At 62.0% G+C, this 23,870-nt stretch carries 19 protein-coding genes; 1 reads left to right on the top strand and 18 read right to left on the bottom strand.

All coding sequences use genetic code 11. The annotated features are described in order from the left end of the window. Window positions 1–49 precede the first annotated feature (49 nt). Window positions 50–2,377, top strand: coding sequence for a PAS domain-containing sensor histidine kinase (locus DQW91_RS08005; protein WP_112663081.1), 2,328 nt, complete (start codon window positions 50–52; stop codon window positions 2,375–2,377). Between the two features lie 47 nt (window positions 2,378–2,424). Here DQW91_RS08005 and DQW91_RS08010 read toward each other — a convergent pair whose 3' ends face one another. From DQW91_RS08010 to DQW91_RS08095, 18 genes are all read right to left on the bottom strand, one after another. Next, window positions 2,425–5,370, bottom strand: coding sequence for a bifunctional [glutamine synthetase] adenylyltransferase/[glutamine synthetase]-adenylyl-L-tyrosine phosphorylase (locus DQW91_RS08010; RefSeq protein ID WP_112663082.1), 2,946 nt, complete (start codon window positions 5,368–5,370; stop codon window positions 2,425–2,427). Window positions 5,371–5,406: 36 nt separating this feature from the next. Beyond that, on the bottom strand, window positions 5,407–6,795 hold the full coding sequence (locus DQW91_RS08015; RefSeq protein WP_112663083.1) for a HAMP domain-containing sensor histidine kinase: 1,389 nt from the start codon (window positions 6,793–6,795) through the stop codon (window positions 5,407–5,409). Window positions 6,796–6,825: 30 nt separating this feature from the next. After that, window positions 6,826–7,533 (bottom strand): winged helix-turn-helix domain-containing protein, encoded by a 708-nt coding sequence (locus tag DQW91_RS08020; RefSeq protein ID WP_112663321.1) that lies wholly within the window; start codon window positions 7,531–7,533, stop codon window positions 6,826–6,828. Between the two features lie 136 nt (window positions 7,534–7,669). Next, complete coding sequence (locus DQW91_RS08025) at window positions 7,670–8,869, bottom strand: S1C family serine protease (protein WP_112663084.1); 1,200 nt, start codon at window positions 8,867–8,869, stop codon at window positions 7,670–7,672. A gap of 101 nt (window positions 8,870–8,970) precedes the next feature. Continuing rightward, a complete protein-coding gene (locus tag DQW91_RS08030) occupies window positions 8,971–9,441 on the bottom strand; it encodes a cytochrome c-type biogenesis protein (protein ID WP_112663085.1) in 471 nt (156 codons plus the stop codon). Between the two features lie 4 nt (window positions 9,442–9,445). Continuing rightward, window positions 9,446–11,428, bottom strand: a complete 1,983-nt coding sequence (locus DQW91_RS08035) for a heme lyase CcmF/NrfE family subunit (protein WP_112663086.1) — start codon at window positions 11,426–11,428, stop codon at window positions 9,446–9,448. 12 nt (window positions 11,429–11,440) lie between these two features. Then, on the bottom strand, window positions 11,441–11,902 hold the full coding sequence (gene ccmE / locus DQW91_RS08040; RefSeq protein ID WP_112663087.1) for a cytochrome c maturation protein CcmE: 462 nt from the start codon (window positions 11,900–11,902) through the stop codon (window positions 11,441–11,443). Further along, entirely contained in the window at window positions 11,899–12,984 is a 1,086-nt protein-coding gene (gene ccmI, locus DQW91_RS08045) for a c-type cytochrome biogenesis protein CcmI (RefSeq protein WP_112663088.1), read from the bottom strand. The genes ccmE and ccmI overlap by 4 nt, the downstream gene beginning before the upstream one ends. Before the next feature lie 71 nt (window positions 12,985–13,055). Further along, window positions 13,056–14,447: a sensor histidine kinase gene (locus DQW91_RS08050; protein ID WP_112663089.1), complete on the bottom strand. Its 1,392-nt coding sequence runs from the start codon at window positions 14,445–14,447 to the stop codon at window positions 13,056–13,058. Further along, complete coding sequence (locus tag DQW91_RS08055) at window positions 14,444–15,115, bottom strand: response regulator transcription factor (protein ID WP_112663090.1); 672 nt, start codon at window positions 15,113–15,115, stop codon at window positions 14,444–14,446. Before DQW91_RS08055 ends, DQW91_RS08050 begins: the two co-directional genes overlap by 4 nt. Before the next feature lie 116 nt (window positions 15,116–15,231). Beyond that, entirely contained in the window at window positions 15,232–15,546 is a 315-nt protein-coding gene (locus tag DQW91_RS08060; protein WP_157961373.1) for a PepSY domain-containing protein, read from the bottom strand. 47 nt (window positions 15,547–15,593) lie between these two features. Further along, window positions 15,594–15,803: a hypothetical protein gene (locus DQW91_RS08065; protein ID WP_112663092.1), complete on the bottom strand. Its 210-nt coding sequence runs from the start codon at window positions 15,801–15,803 to the stop codon at window positions 15,594–15,596. 15 nt (window positions 15,804–15,818) lie between these two features. Continuing rightward, window positions 15,819–16,346, bottom strand: coding sequence for a glycoside hydrolase family 108 protein (locus DQW91_RS08070; protein WP_112663093.1), 528 nt, complete (start codon window positions 16,344–16,346; stop codon window positions 15,819–15,821). Between the two features lie 50 nt (window positions 16,347–16,396). Further along, window positions 16,397–17,941, bottom strand: coding sequence for a DUF2793 domain-containing protein (locus DQW91_RS08075; RefSeq protein WP_112663094.1), 1,545 nt, complete (start codon window positions 17,939–17,941; stop codon window positions 16,397–16,399). 35 nt (window positions 17,942–17,976) lie between these two features. Further along, window positions 17,977–21,843 carry a baseplate multidomain protein megatron gene (locus tag DQW91_RS08080; protein ID WP_112663095.1) on the bottom strand — a complete coding sequence of 1,289 codons (3,867 nt, stop codon included), beginning with the start codon at window positions 21,841–21,843 and terminating at the stop codon, window positions 17,977–17,979. Between the two features lie 2 nt (window positions 21,844–21,845). Next, the gene (locus DQW91_RS08085; protein WP_112663096.1) at window positions 21,846–22,268 is read right to left on the bottom strand and encodes an NlpC/P60 family protein; all 423 of its coding nucleotides are present in this window, start codon (window positions 22,266–22,268) and stop codon (window positions 21,846–21,848) included. Continuing rightward, window positions 22,265–23,155: a DUF2163 domain-containing protein gene (locus DQW91_RS08090; protein ID WP_112663097.1), complete on the bottom strand. Its 891-nt coding sequence runs from the start codon at window positions 23,153–23,155 to the stop codon at window positions 22,265–22,267. Before DQW91_RS08090 ends, DQW91_RS08085 begins: the two co-directional genes overlap by 4 nt. A 15-nt stretch (window positions 23,156–23,170) precedes the next feature. Beyond that, window positions 23,171–23,809 carry a DUF2460 domain-containing protein gene (locus tag DQW91_RS08095; RefSeq protein ID WP_112663098.1) on the bottom strand — a complete coding sequence of 213 codons (639 nt, stop codon included), beginning with the start codon at window positions 23,807–23,809 and terminating at the stop codon, window positions 23,171–23,173. Window positions 23,810–23,870 lie beyond the last annotated feature (61 nt).

Raw genomic sequence — 23,870 nt, forward strand, 5'->3', positions numbered from 1 at the left:
GCACGTCCTTCCGATCACAGGGCGAAATGGATTCCGAGGGGGGATTCGCATGGCGGGGGCGACAACCGCGTGCGTACCCGCGCGTGCGGGCACGATTCTAGGCATTACGCGAACTTTCGCGAACCCGGTTTATCGCCGGTTGGAGCAGTACGAGGCTTGGCTTCGTCTGGCGGTTCCCGCTGTTCTCGCTCTATTTATCGTCATGCTCATCGCGAGCGCGTGGCTTCAGGTGCGCAACAGCCGCGAGGAAACCGTCCTCGATGCGATCAACGACATCGACGTGATCGCCTCTCTTGCAGCGGCAAAGCTCACTGGCAAGGCGACACCTGTCGATCGCGTGGAAGCTTCAACGCAACTTGCTGAACTCGCTCAGAGCATGCCGCAGGCAGCCCTTCTGCGCAGCCGCGTGATGCTCCTGACCGATCATGCTGGCGTGGTTCAGGCGGTCTATCCTGCCGGGATCGCGATGCCGTCGTCCCTGTCTGACCTTTTGGGCGATGCGCAGCCGCTGACGATTTTCGCCGACCGTGCTGGTGTGATGACGATCAAGCTCATCGACGGCAATGACGGCATCGCTACCGTCCGCTCTCTTCACGCTTCTTCTGCACAGATCGCCATCGTGCAGCCCCTGCCGCGCGTTCTTTCGGGATGGTGGGGCCGCACGCTGGGACAGATTTCCCTGCTCGGCGCAACCGCGCTGGTTCTTCTCGGCATCGGCCTTGCCTACGTGATGCAGGCCAACCGTGCACGCTCCGCCGACGAGGTCTGCGAGAAGGTTCGCGACCGTATCGACTCCGCGCTCAATCGCGGCCGCTGTGGCTTGTGGGATTGGGATATCGGACGCGGGCGCATCTACTGGTCGGACTCGATGTACGACCTGCTCGGTTACGAGCGCCGCGACGAGTTCCTCTCCTTCGGCGAAGTCAATGTGATGATCCATCCGGAGGATCAGGATCTCTACGCCCTCGCCGAGCAACTTGCCTCCGCGAGCACGTCTCTCCTTGACTACGAATTCCGCATCCGCAGCGCCAATGGCGAATGGGTGTGGCTGCGTGCGCGCGCCGAATTGATGAACGATCCCGATGACGAGACGAGCCATCTCGTCGGTATTGCCGTGGACGTCACCGAGCAGCGGGGTCTCGAAGAGAAGACCGCCCGCGCCGATGCCCGCCTGCACGACGCCGTCGAGACGATCTCCGAAGCCTTCGTCTTGTGGGACGCCAACAATCGCCTCGTGCTCTGCAACTCGAAGTTCCACAAGCTGCATGAGCTGCCGGAGAATGCTGACCTCCAGGGCAAGACCTATGACGAGGTCATGGCCCTCGGCCGTCCGCCGGAGATCCAGCATCAGTTCTTCCGTCAGGGCAAACAGGACGACGGCGCGCGCAGCTTCGAAGCACGGCTTGGCGATGGCCGCTGGCTGCAGATGAACGAACGCCGCACGAAGGATGGCGGCTACGTCTCGGTGGGCACCGATATCACCGCGCTCAAGCGCCACGAGAATCGTCTGGTGGAGTCCGAGAAGGAGCTGATCGCTTCCGTTCTGGACCTCAAGCAGTCGCGCCAGAAGCTCGAAGCACAGACGCATCAGCTCGCCGATCTCGCAGAACGTTACCTCGACCAGAAGGCGCAAGCCGAAAGTGCCAACCGTGCCAAGTCCGAATTCCTGGCCAACATGAGCCACGAGCTGCGCACGCCGCTCAACGCCATCATCGGCTTTGCGGAAGTGATGCAGAGCGGCATCTTCGGTTCGCTCGGCTCCGACAAGTATGAGGAATATTGCTCGGATATCCGCTCGAGCGGCGAATATCTGCTCTCGGTCATCAACGACATTCTCGACATGTCGCGCATCGAGGCTGGCCGCACGACCCTGACGAAGCAGAAGGTCGAAGTGAACGGCGCTGTGCATCGCGCGCTGAAGCTCGTGGGCGAGCAGATCAAGGCGAAAAACCTCGCGATGACCGTCGACGTCGATCCGGAGGACGTCTCAGTTCTCGCCGACGAGCGCGGCCTGCATCAGATCCTGGTCAACCTCTTGCAGAACGCCACGAAGTTCACCAAGGACGGCGGTTGCATCACGGTCCGTACCCGTCAGGCGGGCAACGCCATCAACATCTATGTCGAGGACAACGGCATCGGCATTCCGGCCTACGCCTTGCAGAAGCTGGGACGCCCCTTCGAGCAGGTCGAAACCGAGTTCTCGAAGAGCTACAAGGGCTCGGGACTTGGCCTTGCCATCGCCCGCTCCCTCGCGGAACTGCATGGCGGCTCGCTGCGCATCAAGAGCCAGGAAGGCGTCGGCACCATCGTGCTGGTCCACTTGCCGCTCACGGAAACCACCAGCGCCGATATCGCTCTCGCCGACGCCGCTGCATAAAGATCACCAGAGGCGCGGTTTCTCGAAAAGAGAGGAAATGCCTCTGCCTACTTGAGGGTGCTCTCGAAGATCGCCCGCACCTTCTCCCGGCTCTCATTCAAGGTTGCCAGAAGAACCTTTGCATTCGGCACCCCGGCCACGGTTGCCAGCCGCTTCAGGATCGCAGGCCTCACAGCCGCCGCATCGAAACGGCCCTCAATCGTCAGGCGTTGCCACTGGAAGACGGCATTGAACAGGCGGTGCGCCTCGATAAGCGTCTGTGCGTTCTCAGCGGTCACAAGATCCTGCTTGGCGGCTTCAGAAAAGGCGTCTTCACAGGCAACGTTGAGCAAGCCTGGATGTTCATGCGCGTGAGCCAGAATGAGGGCCTGCGCGATGAAGTCGAGATCTGTGAGAGCGCCTCGCGCCAGCTTCAAATCCCATGGATCGTCATCGCCCTTCTCCTGGGCAATGAGATCGCGCATCTCGACGACTTCCTTGCAGACTTTCTTGCGGCCGCGCCTTGCCGCCACGATGTCCGTCACCGCTTTTGCGACCTGTTGCCCGAACTCAGCATCGCCGGCGAGCACGCGGGCGCGCGTCAGCGCCATGTGCTCCCACAGGTCCGCTTCTGCTTTCTGGTAGGTGAGAAAACCTTCGAACTGCGAGGCGACAGGCCCCTTGCCGCCCTGCGGACGCAGACGCAGATCGACCTCATAAAGCCGCCCGCGGCGCGTCGGAACGGTCAACGCCGCAACGAGGCGCTGCGTGAGACGCGTGTAGTAGACAACGGCATCGAGAGCACGTGGGCCCGAGCTTTCTCGCCGTTCCTGATCGTAGTCATAGATCACGACCAGATCGAGATCGGAGCCAGCTGTCAGCTCGCGTGTGCCGAGACGCCCAAGGCCAAGAATCGCAATCTTGCCGCCGGGCACTGTGCCATGCTCAGCCTCGAAGAGCGTTCGCACTTCCTCGAAGGATACGCGGACCAGCGCCTGCGCGATAGAGGCATAGCCTTCTCCGGCTTGAGCCGGAGAAATGATGTCGGAGAGCAATCGCGCGCCATTGACGAAGCGCAATTGGCGCGCGGCATCCCGCGCACGGTCGAGAAACTCCTCGTAGTCTGTCGGCTGTCCGATGATCTGGCGAACCTGCTCCTCGATGCCCTCCTCGTCCGTCAACGGAACGACGAAGGCCGGGTCGATGAGCGTGTCGAGAACGTGCGGCGACTGCGCCACCGTGTCCGCCAGACGCGGGGCCGTGCCGAGAAGATCGGCAAAGAGCAGGCGAAGGCGGTCGTGCGATTGCAAGATCGTCAAAAGCTCCGCAGCGGCGGGCATCCTGCCGAAGGCGCTGTCGAGAGCCGCAAGTGCGCCGTCAGGATCGGCCGTTCCGCCAAGGGAAGATAGCAGTGCCGGCACGAGTTCCGTCAACACTTCACGCGCGCGCTGGCTTGTGATCGCCGACCGGCGGCCGAAATGCCAACCACGGACTGTTTCCGCAACCCTCTCAGGGTTTTCGAAGCCCAGCCGGCGAAGCGTCGCCAACGTGTCCGGGTCGTCCGTGGTGCCTGTGAAAACGAGACTGCCGACCTCTGAAGCAAGTTCAGGCCCTTCCTCGAATAACAAGGCGTAGTGCTTCTGCACGATCTTGGCCTGGCGGGTCAGCGCCTTGCCGAAGGCGGAGACAGTCGGAAAGCCACAGAACTTCGCAAAGCGCAGAAGCTGCTTTTCATCGGAGGGGAGACGTTGCGTCTGCTCATCGGCGACCATCTGCAGGCAATGTTCGATGGATCGCAGAAAGCGATAGGCGTCCGACAACTCGTCTCGCGCCTTCTCGGTGATCCAGCCCTCGGCCAGAAGCGCCGTCAGCATGTCGAGAGTGCGCCGCCCGCGCAGTCCCGGGCGACGGCCCCCGAAAACAAGCTGCTGGGTCTGTACGAAGAACTCGATTTCGCGAATGCCGCCGCGCCCCAGTTTGATATCATGCCCCGCGACCGCGATCTCATCGTGCCCGCGCACGGCATGGATCTGCCGTTTCATGGCATGGACGTCGGCAATCGAGGCGAAGTCGAAATACTTTCGCCAGATGAAAGGCCGCAGATCCTGAAGGAAGCGCTCACCGAGTGGAATGTCGCCCGCCACGGGGCGTGCCTTGATGAGCGCGGCGCGCTCCCAGTTCTGCCCGACAGTTTCGTAGTAAATATAGGCGGAGGGAAGCGATACGGCGGTGGGTGTCGATCCGGGATCGGGACGCAGGCGGTAATCGACGCGATGGACATAACCGTCCGGCGTTCTCTCCTGAAGAAGCTTGGCGAGCTGTTGCGCGATCCGCGTATAGACAGTCGGAGCTTCGGCCCCATCAGGCAACGGCGCGGTCTCAGGGTCGAAGAAGACGACGAGATCAATATCACTCGAATAATTGAGCTCGCCCGCTCCGTGCTTGCCGAGGGCGAGCACCGTGAACCCTGACTCCGCTCCGGGGTCGTCAGGATTGCGCAGAAGAATGCGTCCGAGTTCGGCGGTTTCCGTCAGCACCATGTTGACGCCGCCGCGAACGGAGGCATCGGCGAAGTCGGAGAGGGATTGAATGATGCGCTCGACGCTCCACACGCCGCCAAGATCGGCAAGGGCAACGAGAAGGGCATGCGCGTTGCGGTTCTGCCGGAACTGGCGAACCACCTCATCGCGGCTCAACTCGCCATCGCGGTAGTGCCGGAAAAGATTAGCCTGCTCGGAAACGATGAGTTCGTGATTGCTCTCAGGTGCGTCGAGAACAAGCCGGGCCAGTCGCACGGGATCGGTGACGGCCAACTGCCAAAGGAAGGTCGAGTTGTCCGCGATGCCCAAAAGAAGAGAGGCAAGTGCCTCGGACTCAAGGGCGGCAAGAAGGGCCGAAGCCTCCTCTTCGCGCTTGGTGCGTTCCACCAGCTCCTTCAATCGGGCCTTGGCGCGTTTCTGGTCGGAAACGCGGGGAGCCTTCGTCAGGCGGCTAAGCAGGCTTTGATCCGACATGATCTGTTGTCCGTGAATGTCGCTCCACAGACTCTTCTACGAGGTCGGACGGTCCTTCAAGGGCAAGGTGAGTACGGCTCTCAAACCGGGAGCGTTATCCTCAAGCTTGAAGCTTCCCCCGTGCAGCCGGGCAACCGCCGCAACAAGGCTCAGCCCCAAGCCGAAACCAGGGCTGGAGCGGGAATTTTCAAGACGGACGAACCGCTCCAGCACCCTGCTCCGTTCCTCTTCCGGAATTCCCGGCCCGTGGTCCGCCACGGCAATGACAATCCGGCCATCCTGACGCGATGCGGTCACCTTGATCGCAGCGTCGGGGCCTGCACCGTATTTCAGAGCGTTGTCGAGAAGGTTGGCGACCGCCTGCCCGAGGAGTTCGCGATTGCCATGCGCGGCCAAGCCCGCTTCAATCGAAACCTCCAGAGGTGTCTTTGCCTCCTCGGCCAAAGCTTCGTAAAGCTCGGCCACATCCCCCACGACGCCGCTTACGTCGAAATCGGACATCGAATCGCGCGCGTTCCCCGCCTCCAGTCTGGCGATCATCAGAAGCGCATTGAAGATTCGGATGAGATTGTCGCTTTCCTCAATGTTGGCCTCAAGCGCGGCGCGTAACTCGTCAGGGCTCTTCGCGGTCCTCAGCGCCTCGTCGGCCTTGTTGCGCAGTCGCGTCAAAGGGGTTTTGAGGTCGTGGGCGATGTTGTCGGAAACCTCCTGCATTCCTTTCATCAGTTCGCCGATGCGGTCGAGCATGACATTGAGGTTCTGCGCCAGACGATCGAGTTCATCGCCCGTTCCGGCAATGCGAAGGCGGCCGCTCAAATCGCCGTCCATGATGATGCGCGTCGTCTCCGTCATATCATCGACCCGTTTCAGCACGCGTTTGGTAATGAACCATCCGCCAACGAAGCCGAGGAGAACGATGAGAACGAGAGCATAGCTGAAGGCGCGCTGGATCGCCTCGCGGAGCCTCGCCCGCTCTTCCACGTCGCGACCGACGACGAGACGAAAGCCGCCCGGCAGCATATACACCCGAACGATGGCATGGCCCGGCGCGGCGTTGGTCTCGTCGGTCCGCGCATAGTCTGTTTCAAACTGTCCCGGCTGGTCGATGATGCCTGCCGGCAGAGCGCCGATGTTCCCTGCGATCCTCTCGCCCGTATCCGTCGTCACGAGGTAGAGCGAAGCGCTTGGCGTCCGCGAGCGTCTGTCGACGACATTCACAAGACGCCGCAGGCCACCAACGCGGTATTGCTCGGACAGGCCGCTGATTTCCGCCTGGATCGTCGAAACGAACTGGTCGTCGAGAACCCGCCGCGCGTTCCATGCCACATAGGCCAACGCGACGAACGCGAAAATCGTGAAAATCACGAGATAGGCGACGGAGAGTTTGAAGGCGGTCGTACGGATCAGTTTGCCGAGCGCCGTCATGCCTGATCCCTGCCCGCTGTCAGGCCTTTGCTACGCAACATCGTCCTTCATTCCCTCTCCGCCGACGCGTACCATGTAGCCCGCGCCACGGATGGTGTGAATGAGCGGCCTATCGTATCCCTTATCCACCTTCGCCCGCAGGCGCGAGACGTGGACGTCGATCACATTCGTCTGCGGATCGAAATGATAGTCCCAGACATGCTCCAGCAGCATCGTGCGGGTCACGACCTGACCTGCATTCTTCATGAGATATTCAAGCAACCGGAACTCGCGCGGCTGAAGCAGGATCTCCTGGCCGGAGCGCGTCACGCGGTGAGAGAGCCGATCGAGTTCGAGGTCTCCGACGCGGTAGATCGTCGGCTCCGCACTTGGAGGCGCGGCGCGGCGCCGTGAGAGAACCTCAACCCGCGCGAGAAGCTCGGAGAACGCATAAGGCTTCGGCAGATAGTCATCGCCTCCCGCGCGCAGTCCCTTCACCCGGTCGTCCACTTGGCCAAGAGCCGAGAGGATGAGAACCGGCGTCTCAATCTTCTGTTCGCGCAGGGATCTGATGAGGGAGAGGCCATCGAGTTTGGGCAGCATGCGATCGACGACGAGAACGTCATAGTCGCCCGATTCCGCCATGGCGTAGCCATCAAGGCCATCGGCGGCATGATCCGCGACATGGCCGGCTTCCTTGAATGCCTTCACGAGATAGGACGCCGCTTCACGGTCGTCCTCGATGATGAGAATCCGCATGGCCATGACTGTAGCGCATTTTAAAAGCCGACGGCAGGCCGGTCATGGAGGGGGGAGACCGACCTGCCGCGGGCATGAGACGCCGGACTTATACGGGGGCAACGGAGGGCCCGGCGTCCGAACTTGATCGAAGGGTTCAGGTCCCCTTGGGCTGGGTGCCGACTTCGACACTCACCGTGCGCTCCTTGCCGTCGCGATAGAGCGTCAACGTCAGGGTCTTGCCCGGTGCAACCTGGGCCACCTTGCGGGACAGGTCCTTCGCCTCGCGGACTTCCTCGCCATTCACGGCGACGATGGTATCGCCGGTTCTGACGCCAGCCTTCGCGGCGGGGCTATCCTTCAAGGCCTCGGCGACGAGGGCACCCTTGGGCTCCTTCAGGCCGATGGCTTCAGCGATCTCCTTAGTCACCGGCTGCATCTGCACGCCGATGAAGCCACGGGTCACCTGCCCACCGTTCTTCAGCGAGGTCACGACCTGATCGACCGTGCTGGCCGGGATGGCGAAGGCGATGCCGACGCTGCCTCCCGAAGGCGAGAAGATCGCCGTGTTCACGCCAACGACTTCACCCGAGAGATTGAAGGTCGGGCCACCGGAGTTACCCTTGTTCACGGGGGCGTCGATCTGGATGAAATCGTCATAGGGCCCCTGCCCGATGTCGCGATGCTGCGCCGACACGATGCCGGCCGTCACTGTTCCGCCGAGGCCGAAGGGGTTGCCGACGGCAAGCACCCAGTCGCCGATGCGGGCCTTTTGCGGCGCCAGGCGAACATACGGGAAATCGTTGTCGCCGCCCTGGACCTTCAGAAGCGCGAGATCCGTATTCGGGTCCGTACCGATGACCTTAGCGTCGAGCACCTTGCCGTCGTCCATCGTGACCTGAACATCCGAGCCGTTTTCGACGACGTGGTTATTGGTCACCACATAGCCATCGGCCGAAATGAAGAAGCCGGAGCCGAGAGCCTGGCCGAACTGGCGCGGCTGCTGCTGGCGACCGGGCTGCCGGCCGTCACGGAACTGGCGGAAGAAGCGCTCCATCGGGTGGCCAGGGGGCAGATCGGGCAGCGAAAACTGCTGATCCTCATCATTGCCCCGGTCGGCGACCGTCTGCACCTTCACTTTGACGGAAACCACCGCCGGCTTCACGCGTTCGATGACCTCGGCGAAGGACGGGGCCGCCTGGACAGGCTGCGACAGGGACCGCAGTTCAGCATGCGCCGGGTTCGGCAAAACGAGACCGCTCTCGACCGCGCCACCGGCAATCAAGGCGGCAACAGCCGCTGCGCCGAGCCACTTGGCGGTGCGAGTACGGGCGGGCTTAGAAACCTTGTTCAACATCTGTATCTCCTTGGCAGACCCTTCGGGAGGCCTGCGTTGGAGAGAACATGGGGTTTCTTCCCTTACGGCGCTCTCACGCCCGCATGAAATCTTGGTAAGGTTCAGCTGCCGGAAGGCTTGTCGCCATTGAGCAGGGCGTCGAGCGCCTTCCGCTCTTCCGGAGCGAGCCCCTCCGGCGCTGGCCGGGCGGGCTTGCGGCGCATAGCGATGAGCAGGCCGAGCCCACCAAGGATCAGGACAAGGAACGGGGCCAGCCAGAGCAGGATGGTATGAGCCTTGAACGTCGGCTTGAGGAGAACGAATTCCCCATAGCGTTGGACGAGAAAGTCCCGGACCTGATCGTCTGTATCACCGGCGACGAGTCTCTCGCGCACCAGAATACGCAAGTCCTTCGCCAGGGACGCATCGGAATCATCGATGGATTGATTCTGGCAGACGAGACAGCGCAACCCTGATGAAATCCCCCGCGCGCGCGTTTCCAGGGCCGGGTCCTTCAAAACTTCATCCGGTTGAACCGCATGAGCGGCACCGCTCAGCGATAAGACGGCGAGGAGAATAAAAAGAAAGCGCATCGCCCTACTCCGCCGGAGCAGGAAGCGTCTGGAAGGTCTGCGCCCGAGAGGGCGCGCCGACCCTCAGGCGGCGGTCGCTAAGAGAGAGAGCGCCGCCGAACGCCATGATCAGCGAACCGATCCAGATCAGAAGCACCAACGGCTTGTAGTAGAGCCGCAATCCGATGGAGCCATCCGCCTGTACCTCGCCGAGGCTGGCGTAGATCTGGCTGAGGCCGATCGTCATGATGCCCGCCTCCGTCGTCGGCATGCCCCGAGTCACATACAGGCGTTTCATGGTCTCGAGCGTTCCAAGCTCCCGTCCATCATGGGAGACGTTCAGGCTCGCGACATCCTCACGGTAATTGAAGGCGGCGCGCGGCTTCACGCTTTCGAGGCGTACCTGATAGGAACCCGCCTTCAGCACACCACCGGGCTTCAGTGCGCCGATGCTCTCGACGCTCCAGGCCTGCGCTGCAATGCCGATCACCGTCAGGCCGATGCCGGCATGCGCCAGCACCGTCCCCCATGTCGAGCGCGGCAAGGCAGTGGCCTTGCGCCAAACAACGGCCCATGAGCTGCCCTTCGACCACGACCGCGTCACGACCTCATTGAGCGAACCGAGGATGAGGAAGATACCGAGCCCGACGCCGAGCGGAGCCAGCACCGGCCCGCCAAAGGTCAGAGCGATCAAAGCGAGCGTGATGGCAAGCGAGAGGCCCATCGCCACAAAAAGCCGCTGTGTCGTGCCGAGGAGGTTTCCGCGTTTCCAGGCCAATGTCTGACCGAAAGGAAGGATCAGCAAAAGCGGCACGATCAGCGGCAGGAAGGTGAAATTGAAGAATGGAGCACCAACGGAAATCTTTTCTCCGGTCAGCGCCTCCAGCGCCAGGGGATAGAGCGTACCGATGAAAACCGTGGCGCAGGCGGTGGTCAGGAAAAGGTTGTTCAGCACCAGCGCGCCCTCTCGCGAGACAGGCGCAAACAACCCGCCCTGCTGCAGCAACGGCGCACGCCACGCGAACAACGCAAACGATCCGCCGATGAAGGCGATGAGGATTCCAAGAATGAAGATGCCGCGCGCCGGATCGACTGCGAAGGAGTGAACCGACGTGAGGACGCCAGAGCGAACGAGGAATGTCCCGAGCAGGGAGAGCGAGAAGGTCAGAATGGAAAGCAGGATGGTCCAGACCTTCAGGGCATTACGCTTTTCCATCACGACTGTCGAATGGACGAGCGCGGTTCCCGCGAGCCACGGCATCAGCGAAGCGTTCTCAACAGGATCCCAGAACCACCAGCCACCCCAGCCGAGTTCGTAATAGGCCCAGTACGACCCCATCGCGATTCCGAGAGTGAGGAAGGCCCACGCCGCCAGCGTCCACGGACGCACGATCCGCGCCCAGACTGCATCGATGCGGCCATCGATCAGCGCGGCGCAGGCAAAAGCGAAAGTGATCGAGAACCCGACATAGCCGACGTAGAGAAGCGGCGGATGGATCGCGAGACCCGGGTCCTGCAGCAGCGGATTGAGATCCTGCCCCTCGGACGGCATCGGCACGACCCGCTTGAAGGGGTTCGACGTGATGAGGATGAAGAGCAGGAAGGCGATGGTGACTGCCGCCTGCACCGCCAGCGTGTTCGCCTTCAGCTTGATCGGCACGCTGCGCCGGGCGAGAGCCACGACAGCGCCGAATGCTGTCAGGATGAGGATCCACAAAAGCATGGACCCTTCGTGATTTCCCCACACGCCCGAGATCTTGTAAATCAGCGGTTTCGTCGAATGCGAATTCTCGACGACGTTCAGGACAGAGAAGTCCGACGACACATAAGCGATCAGAAGCGCGAGGAAGGCAAAACCGACACAACCGAAAACGGCGAGGGCCGTCGTCGGCGCGACATTCATGAGCACGGGATCATTGACCCGCGCGCCCCACAGCGGCACCGCGAATTGCACGAGCGAAAGCCCCAGCGCGAGCGCGAGCGCGAAATGTCCTGCCTCGACAATCACCTGGAAACTCCCTCACCTCTTAGCCTGTTGTGGAGCATCCTTCTGCTCCTTCCAATGGCCCTGTCGCCGCAGGGTATCCGCAACCTCGCGGGGCATGTAGCTCTCATCGTGCTTTGCCAGCACGGTATCGGCCCGGAAAACACCTGAGGGATCGAGCGCCCCCTCCGCAATCACACCCTGTCCTTCGCGGAACAGATCCGGGAGGATTCCCTGATAGCGGACCATGCGGGCGCTTTGCACATCCATCACTTCGAAGACGACCACCTGGTTGTCCTTACGCTCGACGGAACCTGTCTTCACGAGACCTCCCAGGCGAAAGCGCGTGCCGGGCTGCACGTTCTTTGCCTCGATGTCCGCGGGAGAATGGAAAAAAACGATCGTGTCGTTCATCGCGTAAAGCACGAGACCCAACGCAAGCGCGAGGATAAGACCTGAGATCCCGATCAGGGTGAGACGACGCTGCTTTCGTGTCATGGCGTGTTAAGTTTGAGTTCCCCGGCCATAGCGTCGATTGTCCGCAATCCTTCCGGATCACGGGCGAGAGCAAGGCGTGCCTGCGACAATGTTACCACGGCCTTGTCGCGCTGCCCAAGGACGACATAGGAGCGCATCAGTCGCGCCCATTCCTGGGCGCTTCCGCCCTGGCTTTCCAGTCTCGCGGCCAGTCCCGCAACCATGCCGGCGATAGCCTCGGCATTCGGCAGAACTTCCGCCGGTTGCGTCACCTCGCCCTCCAGCCGTGCCAGTTGTTCCTTCACCACCGGCACCCAGGGAGCATCGACAGGCGCGCCATTGATGAGAGCGGCGTACTCGGCCCGCGCTTTCTCGATCAACCCGTCCTGCTCGGCAACCCGTGCGAGATAAAAACGCCCTTTCACAAGGGAGGGGTCGAGGGCGATAGCCTGCTCGAAGGCCTTTTGCGCTTCTGCGGAGACGATCCCGCCCTGCGCCATCACCATTGCCTCTCCATAGTTCGCGAAGCGGTTGGCGTCCTTGTCGAGAAGGCGGGTAGCAGCGGCGTAGGCTTTGACTGCATCCTCGATGCGGCCCATGCGCATGTAGACCGGGGCGATCACATCCCACCCTCGCCCGTCATCGGGCTTCGCCGTGAGATGGCTCTCGATCTGCGCCACGGCAGCGGCAAGATCAACCTGACCGGTCGCGACTTGAGGAGCGGTCGGCGGCAGCGCGCGCGAAATATGAGGTGAGCCGTAAGCGCCGTAAACGGCGAGCGCGACAATGGGAATCAGGGAAAGTCCGAGGGTGGAAACCGCGCGCCTGCGTCGCAAGGCCGGCTCGCCGACGGCATAGGCGATCGAGTCGCGCTCGGCGCTGGCACGAAGCAAGCGGCGCCCCGCCTCCACCCTGGCCGCCTCGGCTTCCGTAGAGACAAGCAGGCCGCGCTCTTCGTCCCGGGCAATCTCGGCGAGTTGGTCACGATAGAACTGGATATTGGGATCGCCCTCGGCCGCCGCGACGCGGTGGCGCGACAACGGCCAGAGGACAGCCATCACCGCCGCCGCCGTCATTCCTGAGAATATGATCCAAATCACCATGTCAGTCTTCTTAACCCGGGCATGGCTGAAGCACGATGGCGGCACGGTGTCACGCGGAAAACCGCTAGGGGTCAGCCGCCATCCCCTGGAAGCTCCAGTTTGGCCCTCAATCCGCCCAGCGGAGAGGCTTCGAGCTTCAAACGCCCCCGATAGAGGGCAGCAAGGTCGCTGACAATGGAGAGCCCGAGGCCGGAGCCCGGCTTCGTCTCATCGAGCCGTCGCCCGCGCTTGATCATTTCCTCGCGCGCGCCCTCCGGCAAGCCAGGGCCGTCGTCGTCGATGACGACATGGATCCAGGGCCGTTCGTCCTGCTGTTGCTGTTCGACAGTGATTTTCACATGCCCTACCGCCCATTTCGCGGCGTTGTCGATCAGGTTTCCGGCCATCTCCTCCAGATCCTGCCGTTCGCCCCGAAAGCGCGTCGCGGGCGAGGTCGAGATCTCGATTTGCAGGTTCTTGTCGCGATAGATCTTGTCGAATGTCCGCGCGAGGGCGCGCAAAACGGGCTCCACTTCCGTCAAGGTGCCGAGCGTCCCTGCCATGGCCGCCGCCCTGGCCCGGTCCAGATAGTAGTTCACCTGATCGCGCATGATGACGGCCTGCTCGCGCACCTTCACCTCGTTCGGCGCGCCTTCCGCCTCGTTGACGATGATGCTGAGCGGCGTTTTCAAGGCATGGGCCAGATTGCCGACCTGCGTGCGGGCCCGCTCGAGAATTTCGCGGTTGGTTTCCAGAAGCAGGTTGATCTCGCTCGCCACGGGAGCGATGTCGCGGGGATATTCCCCCTGGATCCGCTCCGCCTCGCCGCGCCGGATCGCGCCCAATGCACCGCGCAACTGCGCCAGAGGCTGAAGGCCGAACCGGATCTGCAGCAGCGTCGTGAAGCCCAAGGCCAGGCCCAGCAGCGAGAAGGTGACGAAGAGTGCGAACGAGAACCGGCGCGCGCTGTCTTCGATTTCATCGGCCGGCCCACCGACCCGGATAATGAAGCGCCCCTCCTGCCCCAAATCGATGTCCCGCTCGATCAATCTCAGGCCGCGTTCATCCGGCGCCTTGCCGTAGCCGCGCCGTATCTCGCCGAACCTCGCGGCTTCGGCATCCGGAGCAAGACTCGGCAACTGGCCGCCGAACAGGGACTTCGAGGAGCGAACCTCACCGGGTTTCGCGTTGGGACGGGCAACCTGCCAGTACCAGCCGGAGAGCGGCAGTTCGAACCGCGGATCGCCGATAGGCCCGAGATCCCGTTCGGCATCGCCCGGCGAGACGAGATTTGAAGCGAGCGTATTCGCATAGACAAGCAGGCGCTGATCGAAGGCCCGCTCGGTGTTGTCGCGGTAAAGGGCCGCCAGAATAAGCCCCGAGATCAGCAGGATCGCAAAGCTCCAGAACACGGCTGAAACCGCGAGGCGGACCGCGATGGAGCGTCCGGCAAGGCGCTTGAGAAAGAGCCTGATCCGGTTCACGCCGATGTCCGGTCCGTATCGAGGAGATAGCCGAGGCCACGCATGGTCTGGATGATATCGACGCCGAGTTTCTTACGCAGCCTGCCGATGAAGACTTCGATGGTGTTCGAATCCCGGTCGAAGTCCTGATCGTAGAGGTGTTCCGTCAACTCGGCCCGGGAAACGATGCGCCCGGTATGGTGCATGAGATAGGACAGGAGCCTGTATTCATGCGAGGTGAGCTTGACGGGGTTTCCGTCCACCATCACCCGGCCGGATCGTGTATCGAGCCGCACCGGCCCGCAGACGATCTCGCTCGAGGCATGGCCGGTCGCCCGGCGCAACAGGGCGCGGACGCGAGCCAGAAGTTCTTCCATGTGGAAGGGCTTGGTCACGTAATCGTCCGCTCCGGCGTCGAACCCCTGCACCTTGTCGCTCCAGCGATCGCGAGCCGTCAGGATGATGACTGGCATCTTCCTGCCTTCACGACGCCAAGACGTCAGCACGGAAACGCCGTCAACCTTGGGCAGGCCAAGGTCGAGAATGATGGCGTCGTAGGGTTCGGTCTCACCGAGAAACTGCCCCTCCTCCCCGTCATAGGCCTTGTCGACCGCGTATCCGGCCTGTTCCAGAGCGGTCACGATCTGATGATTAAGGGTTTGATCGTCCTCGACAACGAGAAGGCGCACGCTTCCAAACTCTCCTTAGCGGCTGACGGTGTCTTTAAAACACGTTCAGCCTCCAGTTTCCTTTATTGCCGCATGATCCGGGCGAACAACCGGTGTCCACTTGTTCTGATCATGCTCTAGCGAACCGATTTGATGTCCCCAGATGGAGCATCGACCATCACTTGCACGATCCTGCCATCCTTTTGCAAGGCTACGATGATGTAGACAAGGCCGCTTTCGACCCGGCAGAGATTGGCTTGCACGACATCCGCGTTGGGCACCTGACGGCGCGCGGTCATGACGGCATTGGCGGGCGCCACGACACCCTTCGACGCCACCGCCTCCTGCATCTCGCGCAGCGGCAGGCAGTCTCCGAAGGCAGCCGTGGCACCCTGCGCCTGCGCGGCCCAGGTCCACCCCAAAATCATGCCTATGATAGTTAACGAACGCATGAGGGGAATATTGACCCAGCCGCACTGAACGCCGCCTGAATGCAATATCACTTCACCAATTGCTTGGTTGCGACGACACGGAACACCGTGGACGCGACAAAGCTAACGGCAGCCACGATCTGCACGATAGCCTCCGCCACGGCCCCGCTGTCGAGGGTCGAGACATCAAAGCCAAATACGCCGAACGCAATGGCCAAGAGGCCGATGGCATTGGCCCACACTGTGCGGCTGGAAAGAACGGTCTTGCTTTCAAACATGATGTGATCTCCATTTTAGATTGAACTGGCATGAAAGAGCCGCAGCGCATCCGCCTCGACGGACAGGACCCGCTTCTTCCAGCCGCGCCCGAACACGCGCCATGTCGCCAGTCGCGACAGGAAACCCAGCCTCGCGCGTGTCAGCTCCCGAATGAGGCTCTCGACGTTTTCTTGCCGCGTCGCGGCAATTGTTTTTGGACCGATGACACCGTCCATCGCCGCGCCAACGGCGCGTTGAAGCAGACGTGCCGCTTTGCCCGGACCCGAGTTGACGGCGATGTCGAAGACGGCAAGATCGATCCCCGGCGGCAACTCATCGGCCTGGACGCTATCCCAATACTGACGCCGGTATATTGTTCTCGCTTCGGGCGCGCTCAGACCTCGCACGTCCTCGACACTCACCGCTCTTCCGCGAAAGAGCGCCAAGGTCCGTTGCGTGATGCCGAGTTTGGTCGCGCCTCCGGGATCAAGCGGGTGATCGACGAAGCCGCCTTCGTGACGAAGGACGGCCTGAAATGCGAACTCGAATGATGCACTGCTCAAAAGAAAATTCCTGATAATCGATTGCTTGAAAATGGTTGAGGAAAAGCAGGTTAGATTTCGGCCTGCGCGGCTATCGCAGCGCCACTACCGAGATGCAGATAGCCGGATGTCCCGGCGGCTCCGCCAAAAGTCGTTGCCTGTAATCTCAGGATGAAACCCGTGGCCGTTGTTCCGCCGAGAGGTGTTGCGCTGAGGTCCCCCGTGAGGTTAACCCACGACAGGCCCGCATTATCGTAATACCCGATCTGATTGTTGATCGGAGCGGCTGCGACCCATGTGAACCCGCTTGTGCGCAAGGCAGGCGCGCTGCGCATGGGCACCGGAAGGAAGACTGGAACATCAATGATGTTTGTCGAGATGCGCTGCCCCGCGAAAGGCAAAAGGATTGTCGTCGTTCCAACGCCATAGAGACGCTGGTAGTAGCGACGGCAACGATACTCTTCGACATCGTATTGCTCAGCAATCCAGGGCGTGGCGACAGCTCCGATTTCAAGCTTGATGCGCTTGAAGGAGCATGTTGAGCCGGGGCTCAATTTCAGAACGATGTTTCCGGTGTCGCCAGCTCCTAGAGTCACGGTTGCCGACCGGCGTCCGCTGCCCGCCGGAATCGTAGCCGATTTCGACCCGAGCGAGAATGCGAGCGGTGATGACGGCTCTTCCACCGACAGGGTCATGGTTTGCCCGGCGAATGTCACCGCTTCGATCAGGCTCGCCGCCAAAGCAACGTCAATGCCCTGTTCCAGTGAACCAGTCAGCGTCACCTTTCCCGCAGCGTCACGCACCAGCGTGCATCCGCCTGCTCCACCTTTCCAACGATCGAACCCGAAACTTCCAGCGGAAAGAACTCCTCCCAAAAAGCCCCTCTGGTTCACAAGGAAGTTCCCGTTCATGAGCAGATTGACGCCCGCTCCCAGCTGTCCGAGCGAAACGCCGTAAGGAAAAGTCGCAACGCCTGTCTGACAATCGACGGACACGGCATCACGCCATTGTTCGCCGTCTGGAGACACGCGGATTTTGTAATCGTCCGTTCCGATCAAACCCGTTTCAGCGCGCCCGCTATACCCGTCCTGATAAAGCTGAGAGAGAACGTTGGCCTTTTCGCTCTTGTTGAGAACGAAGCGCAAATCGCCGGTTCCGCCTTCGGCAACCGTACGCGCGGTAAAGAGTGTAGCGTTGAGTTTTGCCGCAAGCCGATTGAGATCGTCCACTGCCGTTCCAACGCCAAGGCGATCCAGATTTTCGATGTCACGGCAGTAATGCCCAAGGTCATGCCAGAGCGCTCCGTCGAAAACGAAGATCTTGTCCTGCGCTTCATCATAGATGCGCCATCCCACACCGGGCGTCAAAAAGCGCCAGGCTCCGAGATCGAAGAACGCGATCTCTCCTTCATGTCCCGCGAAAGCCCCTGTCGCACCTGCCCCGACAAGGTAGCGATCGCCTTCCGCCGGTGTGGTGGGAGCCACCGTGCGACCTTGCTCGATGACGGCGAGTTGAACCAGCGCATCGAGCACCGCCAAGGCTTCATTGTGCGTGACATGTTTTTGCGCCTGAGCGGCCGCGAGCAAAGGCAGATTTAAATTCTTGGTGTTCGACATGGATCAATTCCAAAAATGGCGTTCGTTTTGAAATGTCAGGGAACGGCAAGGGTCACGGTGTGCTCGAACCCGCGCCCGACAACCGCGCTCATCTGAGCGATGCGGATGGTGAGTTGTGATTGCGGCGTACCGAAATCCGCCACCTCCTGCGCAGCGGAATAAAGAGCGGTTGGCCCAGTGCTTATGATGGTGCGACGGAGCGACATGCCGCTCAATATGTCGATCTCGTAGCGCTCGCTGTCTTCCGCCAACGGGACATCCACAGGCTCCCACGCATCACCATCCCCGCGCGTTCGGCGAACCCAGGACAGGTGAATGCCATCAGCATCGCGATGTGCTGCAACATGCACTGGACTTAAGGGACGCAGCGCATCGCCGCCGGACGTTGCAGCGAATTGAACCGCAGCCGGATCGGCATGGTCCCGACCGGCGGGACCGACACGATATTGCCAGGGCACGCCCAGGTCCCCGCTTGTCGCCAGCGGCACCACGGCCTCGTCGAGCTTGACCATCAGAGCACCGGCGGGAACGTCACGAGCCGCTTCCGGCTCGCTGCCGCTAAGACCGCGCAAGAAACGGGACAGGCGATAGGTGCGCTCGCCGATCAATTCGGCCCGCGCAACGGAGACGATCTCCCACCGGCCATTTTCACCCTGGATCGCGAACAGGTTCCCGCCCGCAAGAGCCGCCTCGTCATCGATGAATGCAATCGCTCCAGACGAAATCTCGACATCAAGGGTGGCTCGCGGGTCCCAACGCCAGAGTGGTCCGGCCGCGAAAGTCGTGAGAGTTCTACCGACAATCGCAGGAACGTCGATAAACTGCGAGAGTGTATAGCCCGCTCCGTTTCCCGACCGCCAAACAGCAACCGCTCCCGGCCAAGGATCGGCGGCAACGGCGATGTATTGCAGTGCTGTCGGATCACCTTTGGCGGCAGGCAGATCGAGCACCGCCACATAGGGCTTGCCAGGCACCGGCGGCGGGCGCCGAGCCGGCCTTGCACCTGAAGCTCCCGGCGTCTCGAAGATCGAGGGCTCGACAGCCCGGCTGGTGACTTTGCGCGTCGGCCCGTCGGTAATCCGCACAATTCTGTGCAGCTTCGGTCCGGCATCGGTGGGCAGGGAGACGACATCGCCGGGCTCGAGATCAATGCGGCGATGCGAAAGCTCGAACTCGGCGCTCTCACGCGCGGCCCACGCATCCTGCAGCAACGCATCAGCGAGGCGCTGCGCCTCCGCGCGGCGTGTCACGATGGCCAGGTCCGTCCGCGCCTCCCTGCGGCTTGCGCCCGACAAACGGCGCGAGGCAACAGCGGCGCGCCTGTAATCGATCTCGCCCTCGGTGAAGCCAAGTTCCACCTGAAGCGGCAGCTCCGTCTCCTGCGAGCGGCTGAGTTTGAGGGAAGCTCCCTTCTCGTTGAGGATGAGATCCTCCTTGGCGATGGTAATGGCGCTTCGTCCCCCACGTCCGCGCCACGCCATTTTTCCGCCGCTAGCAACGGCATCGACCCCGAACAATCGCGCCAAAGGTTCGAGAGCGGCCCGTGCCGACATCGGGCGGTCGATCACGTAACCATCGACGAACCCATCGAGCGGAATCGACGATGGCGTGCTGACACCAAAATCCTGACAGATCTTCGCAACCAACCGGTCGAGCGCCGCGCCTTCGATACGCCCCGTGATCCAGTGACCGGTTTCCCAATTGGCCCCATCCGCCCAAACGGTATCGAAGTCGGGGAACGCAGGAAACGGTCGTGCATCCCATGCCCATACATAGACATTCGCGGGGTCGACCATTCGCCCGCTATAGGACGACGACGTCGGGTTGTCGGCGGAGGCGAAGCCCGTGAGCTTCGGATCGAACCGCGAGAGAATGGCCTCAAGGCCACGGGCCTGCGAGAGGTCGTCCCTCACACCGCGCGAAAACGGCGGATAGGCAGATTCGGAAGACTTCGGATCGGGGAAGACATTGGGTCCGTTCGGACCCTTGTCGACAGCGGGAATGCCAATCTCCGTGAGCCAGATCGGTTTCGATTTCGCACGCCAGGAGGTCGTGCCGATCTCGACACCACCCACCCGTTCGACGTGAGAGTTTGACCACCATGAGACAAGATCCTTCTGGCGAAAAACCCACGGCTTGCCATAAGCGCCATCCGTGATGGCGATACGCTGCTGCGCATTTCGCCCGGATGAATTGGCATAGTACCAGTCGAAGGCTTCGCCTGCTCCGAGACGGCGGCGCAGGTAATCCGTGTCATACGCGCTTCGCGCCTCGGCGAGATCGCGATGATCTGGCCCTTCACGCCAATCCGAGATCGGCGGATAATAATCGATGCCAACGGCATCGATGTCCGCATGCGCAAAGAGCGGATCGAGAGGAAAGCGCACTTCCGCACCGCCATTGAGAACGTGTGCGCCATATTCGGTCCAGTCGGCTCCGTAGACGATCTCCGTAGAAGCGCCGAGGATGGCGCGCACATCCGTCGCCAATTTCTTCAGCTCCGATACGGCGGGATAGACGCCGGATGCCGAACGCACGCGCGTGAGACCAACCAGTTCGCTACCGATGAGAAAACCGTTGACGCCCCCTGCTTGAACCGCAAGTGACGCATAATGGAGAACGAGCTTGCGATAGCCCGAAGCCCGCGTGAACCAGCGTGAGACCTGCGTTCCCGCAGCCGCCGTCCCATCGGGCGATCCGGCTTCTCCCGGCGCCGGGTCGCAGGTGATGCGTCCGCGCCAGGGATAAGGCGGCTGGCTCGATCCGCCATAAGGGTTTGGCAGCGTATTGCCTGCCGCAACATCCATCATCACGAAGGGATAGAGAATGACTTCGAGACCTCGCGCCTTGAGGTTCTTGATGAGATTGACGACAGAGTCGTCGGAGGGCGTTCCTCCATAGGCCGGGGCCCCGCTTGAAAGCGAGACTGCTTTCGCGTCCTCACGCGCGATCCCCGCGACGGACCATGTCGCGCCATCCGTCGTCTTGGTCTTGATGTCCACGCGCGGCGCAATCGTGCAGCTCCCGGCCCGCAAATCGTCGCCAAACCAGCTCACGACCAGCGACACGCGCTTGAGATTGGGACACAGCGCCTGCATCGCATCGAGCGAAGCCTCGATATCGCTCGCGCGCTGCCATTGATGGCGGTTCTCGGGCCTGGTCGAGCCAAGGCCCAGCACCTGCATCACCGGCGTCTGATCGTAGCCGAATTCACTTGCACCGGGAATCAGGCATACCGCGCGGATCATCCGATTCAAGCCATCGACGGGGCGGACGATCTCGAAGGAAAATTGCGGAACGCGATTGCCGAAATCGACGAGCGGCAACCGCTCGAAGACGACATAGGCCAGCCCGCGATAGGCCGGTGCGTTTTCAGCGCCTTCTTTCGCAACGATCAAGGCGTCTGCATTCTGGGTGTCCGAGCCGCGATAGACGCGCATCACGATGGTGCTAAGGTCCAGTTCGCGCCCATCGGCCCACACGCGGCGCACATAGGCGATGGATCCTTCGCAGAGACCCACGGCGAGATTGGCAAAGTAGGAATAGGAGACTGTGACCGTCTTTCCTCCCTTCCCGCCCATGCCCTTGCCGCCCTGGCTGCCCGAACGGTCGGTTTTCGTATTGACGGCTTCCTCCAGCCGCGTCGCCCAGATGAGCTGGCCGCCGATGCGCGCGCGGCCATAGATGCGCGGAATCGGCGCGCCCTCCGTGGAGGTCAGGCCGTCGATCTCCTTGAGGCGCGGCCCCTCGACGATCTTGGTGCCTTCCGATCCCCCAAGAAGCGCGTTGTCGATCGCCGCGCCGGCCAGGCCGCCCAGCGCGCGGCCTGCCATCGCGCCCAACGGGCCCGCGATCATTCCGCCGACGACGGAGCCGACGGTTTGAAGAACCATAGTTGCCATTGTCAGATTTCCGGAAAGCGAAAAGCGTGAGAGAGATGCCGGCGCCACCACGGACCGATGGCGACTTCGGTGACGCACGCGCCGTCATGTGCATGGATCATGCTGGCGGGCGATGCGGTGATGGCGCAGTGTTTGGCGGGAAGCCCGTGACGCCAGCGGAAGAGAAGAACGTCACCCGCCGCCACGTCGCGCGCATCGATTTCGACGAGATATCGCCGGGCGGCGGCAACGAGCGTGTCGGCCCCGGATTCCGCCCAATCGGGCGTATAGGGTGGCGGCAGCTCCGGCTCGACGCCGAAGACGTCCCGCCACACGCCGCGTAAGAGGCCGAGACAATCGCAGCCGACGCCTTTCAGTGAGGCTTGATGACGGTAAGGCGTGCCGATCCAGGAGCGCGCATGCGCAACGACCACATCCGCGCTCATCGGAACATGCTTCCGCCATCGAGGCCGGGCTCGCCCTGCTGCGGCATGCGGATGATGAAGTCGTTACCGGGCATATGCGGAAAGCCGCGGAAGTTCACCACGTTCTTGAACTTCGCGCGGCAGGTGGCATGCCGCTTGTCGCAGCCTGCCGTGACGCGGAAAGTATCGCCTGTCGCGATCTGCTGGGGCGCGCGCTGCCAAAGCTCGAACTCCGCTGTCGAGCCCGCGCGTCGGTGCACCTTGATCTCAACAGAAACGTCCTTGTTCGCGCCGCTCGTCCAGGTGAGCCGCCCACCCGTGCACCAGCCATCGGAAAAGCCGATGCTGGATGCGGCGATCACAAGCCAGCCATCCGTGCGTGTCACCGTTCCGTTATCGGTGTAGGTGGAGCTCGCGATATTGATGCCGCATTTCCCATCGCCGAGATCCGCCGCGCATGTCGCGCGGAAAAGACGGCCTTTCTCTTCATCGAGACGATGCGTGAGCCCCCTCACCTCGGCGATAAAGGTGCCATCGGCGCGGCGGATTTCGCCGATGGAGCCGATATCAAGCAGAATCCGCTCGGCCACATTCTCCCAGTTGACGAGCCAGGTCTCGATACTCGCGTCATCGTAGAGGCCGGAGGAAATATCGTCCTCGGTCAACCCAGCGGAAACGAGCGCACCAGAGACCTCGCCGCCGCCGACGGCGAACCCCAGTTCGGCGGTCGCCTCCGCCGCTTCGAGCCCGGTGCGTGCGGCGAAGGTGACCGCCCCGAAGCTGAGATCGCGGTCGTGGTCCGTGAAGCCGAAAGTCACTCCATCGCGGCGGATGAGTTTCCAGCAATGGCAAAGCGAAGTCGTCCCGTCCGCGAGATGCGCGGCGAGATCCGAAGGGATGGAACGCATGATTTATCTCGAAGCTTACGGAACGATTTCGATGAGCGGGATCTGCGGAATTGCCCCCGCCTCGAAGGCGGAAAGATCGATCTCCAGTTCATCGGTGTCGAAGCGCACGGGAACGTCGAAGTTGAATCCCGCCGTGATGACGGCCCCTGCCGCCGGCGCGCTCGTGAAGGTCACGAGGCCCGTCGTCGGATCACTATTGAAGGCGGAGCCAACCAGCTGCTCGACTCCGTTCACCGCGACCCGCACGCTGCCACCGACAGGCTTTGCGATGGGGCGTTGATAGGGAGAGAACGACGATCCGTAAGTTTTCACAAGCTGAAACGTCACCGTCGCGCCATCGCCCGTGCCGATGCGCTGGTCGAGAGGCGTCGGCTCCTTCGATGGCGGGCCGGAGCGCCAATCGGTCCTGTCGCGGAAGCGAAAGCCGATCAGCCTCCCGCGCCTCTCCTCGAAGAAAGCGATGACCGCGTGCAACGCATCGATGCTGCGCACGCCGAGGCCCGCATCATACCGGCGGCGGGAATTCGCCCAGCGGCTGTTGCGGTGCTCACGGCCTGAGGCCAGCGTGACGATGTCGGTGCGCCGCACCGGCCCGCCTCGACTGCCGAGGCTGACATCGAGAGGGAAACGAACCTCATGAAAATCGGATGCCATAATCGAAAGCTCATTGGAAAATAAATGAATGAAAGTGCGAACGAGATGAGAACCCTCGTTC

Origin of the sequence: Microvirga flavescens (genome assembly GCF_003290125.1) — a bacterium.
Taxonomy (GTDB): domain Bacteria; phylum Pseudomonadota; class Alphaproteobacteria; order Rhizobiales; family Beijerinckiaceae; genus Microvirga; species Microvirga flavescens.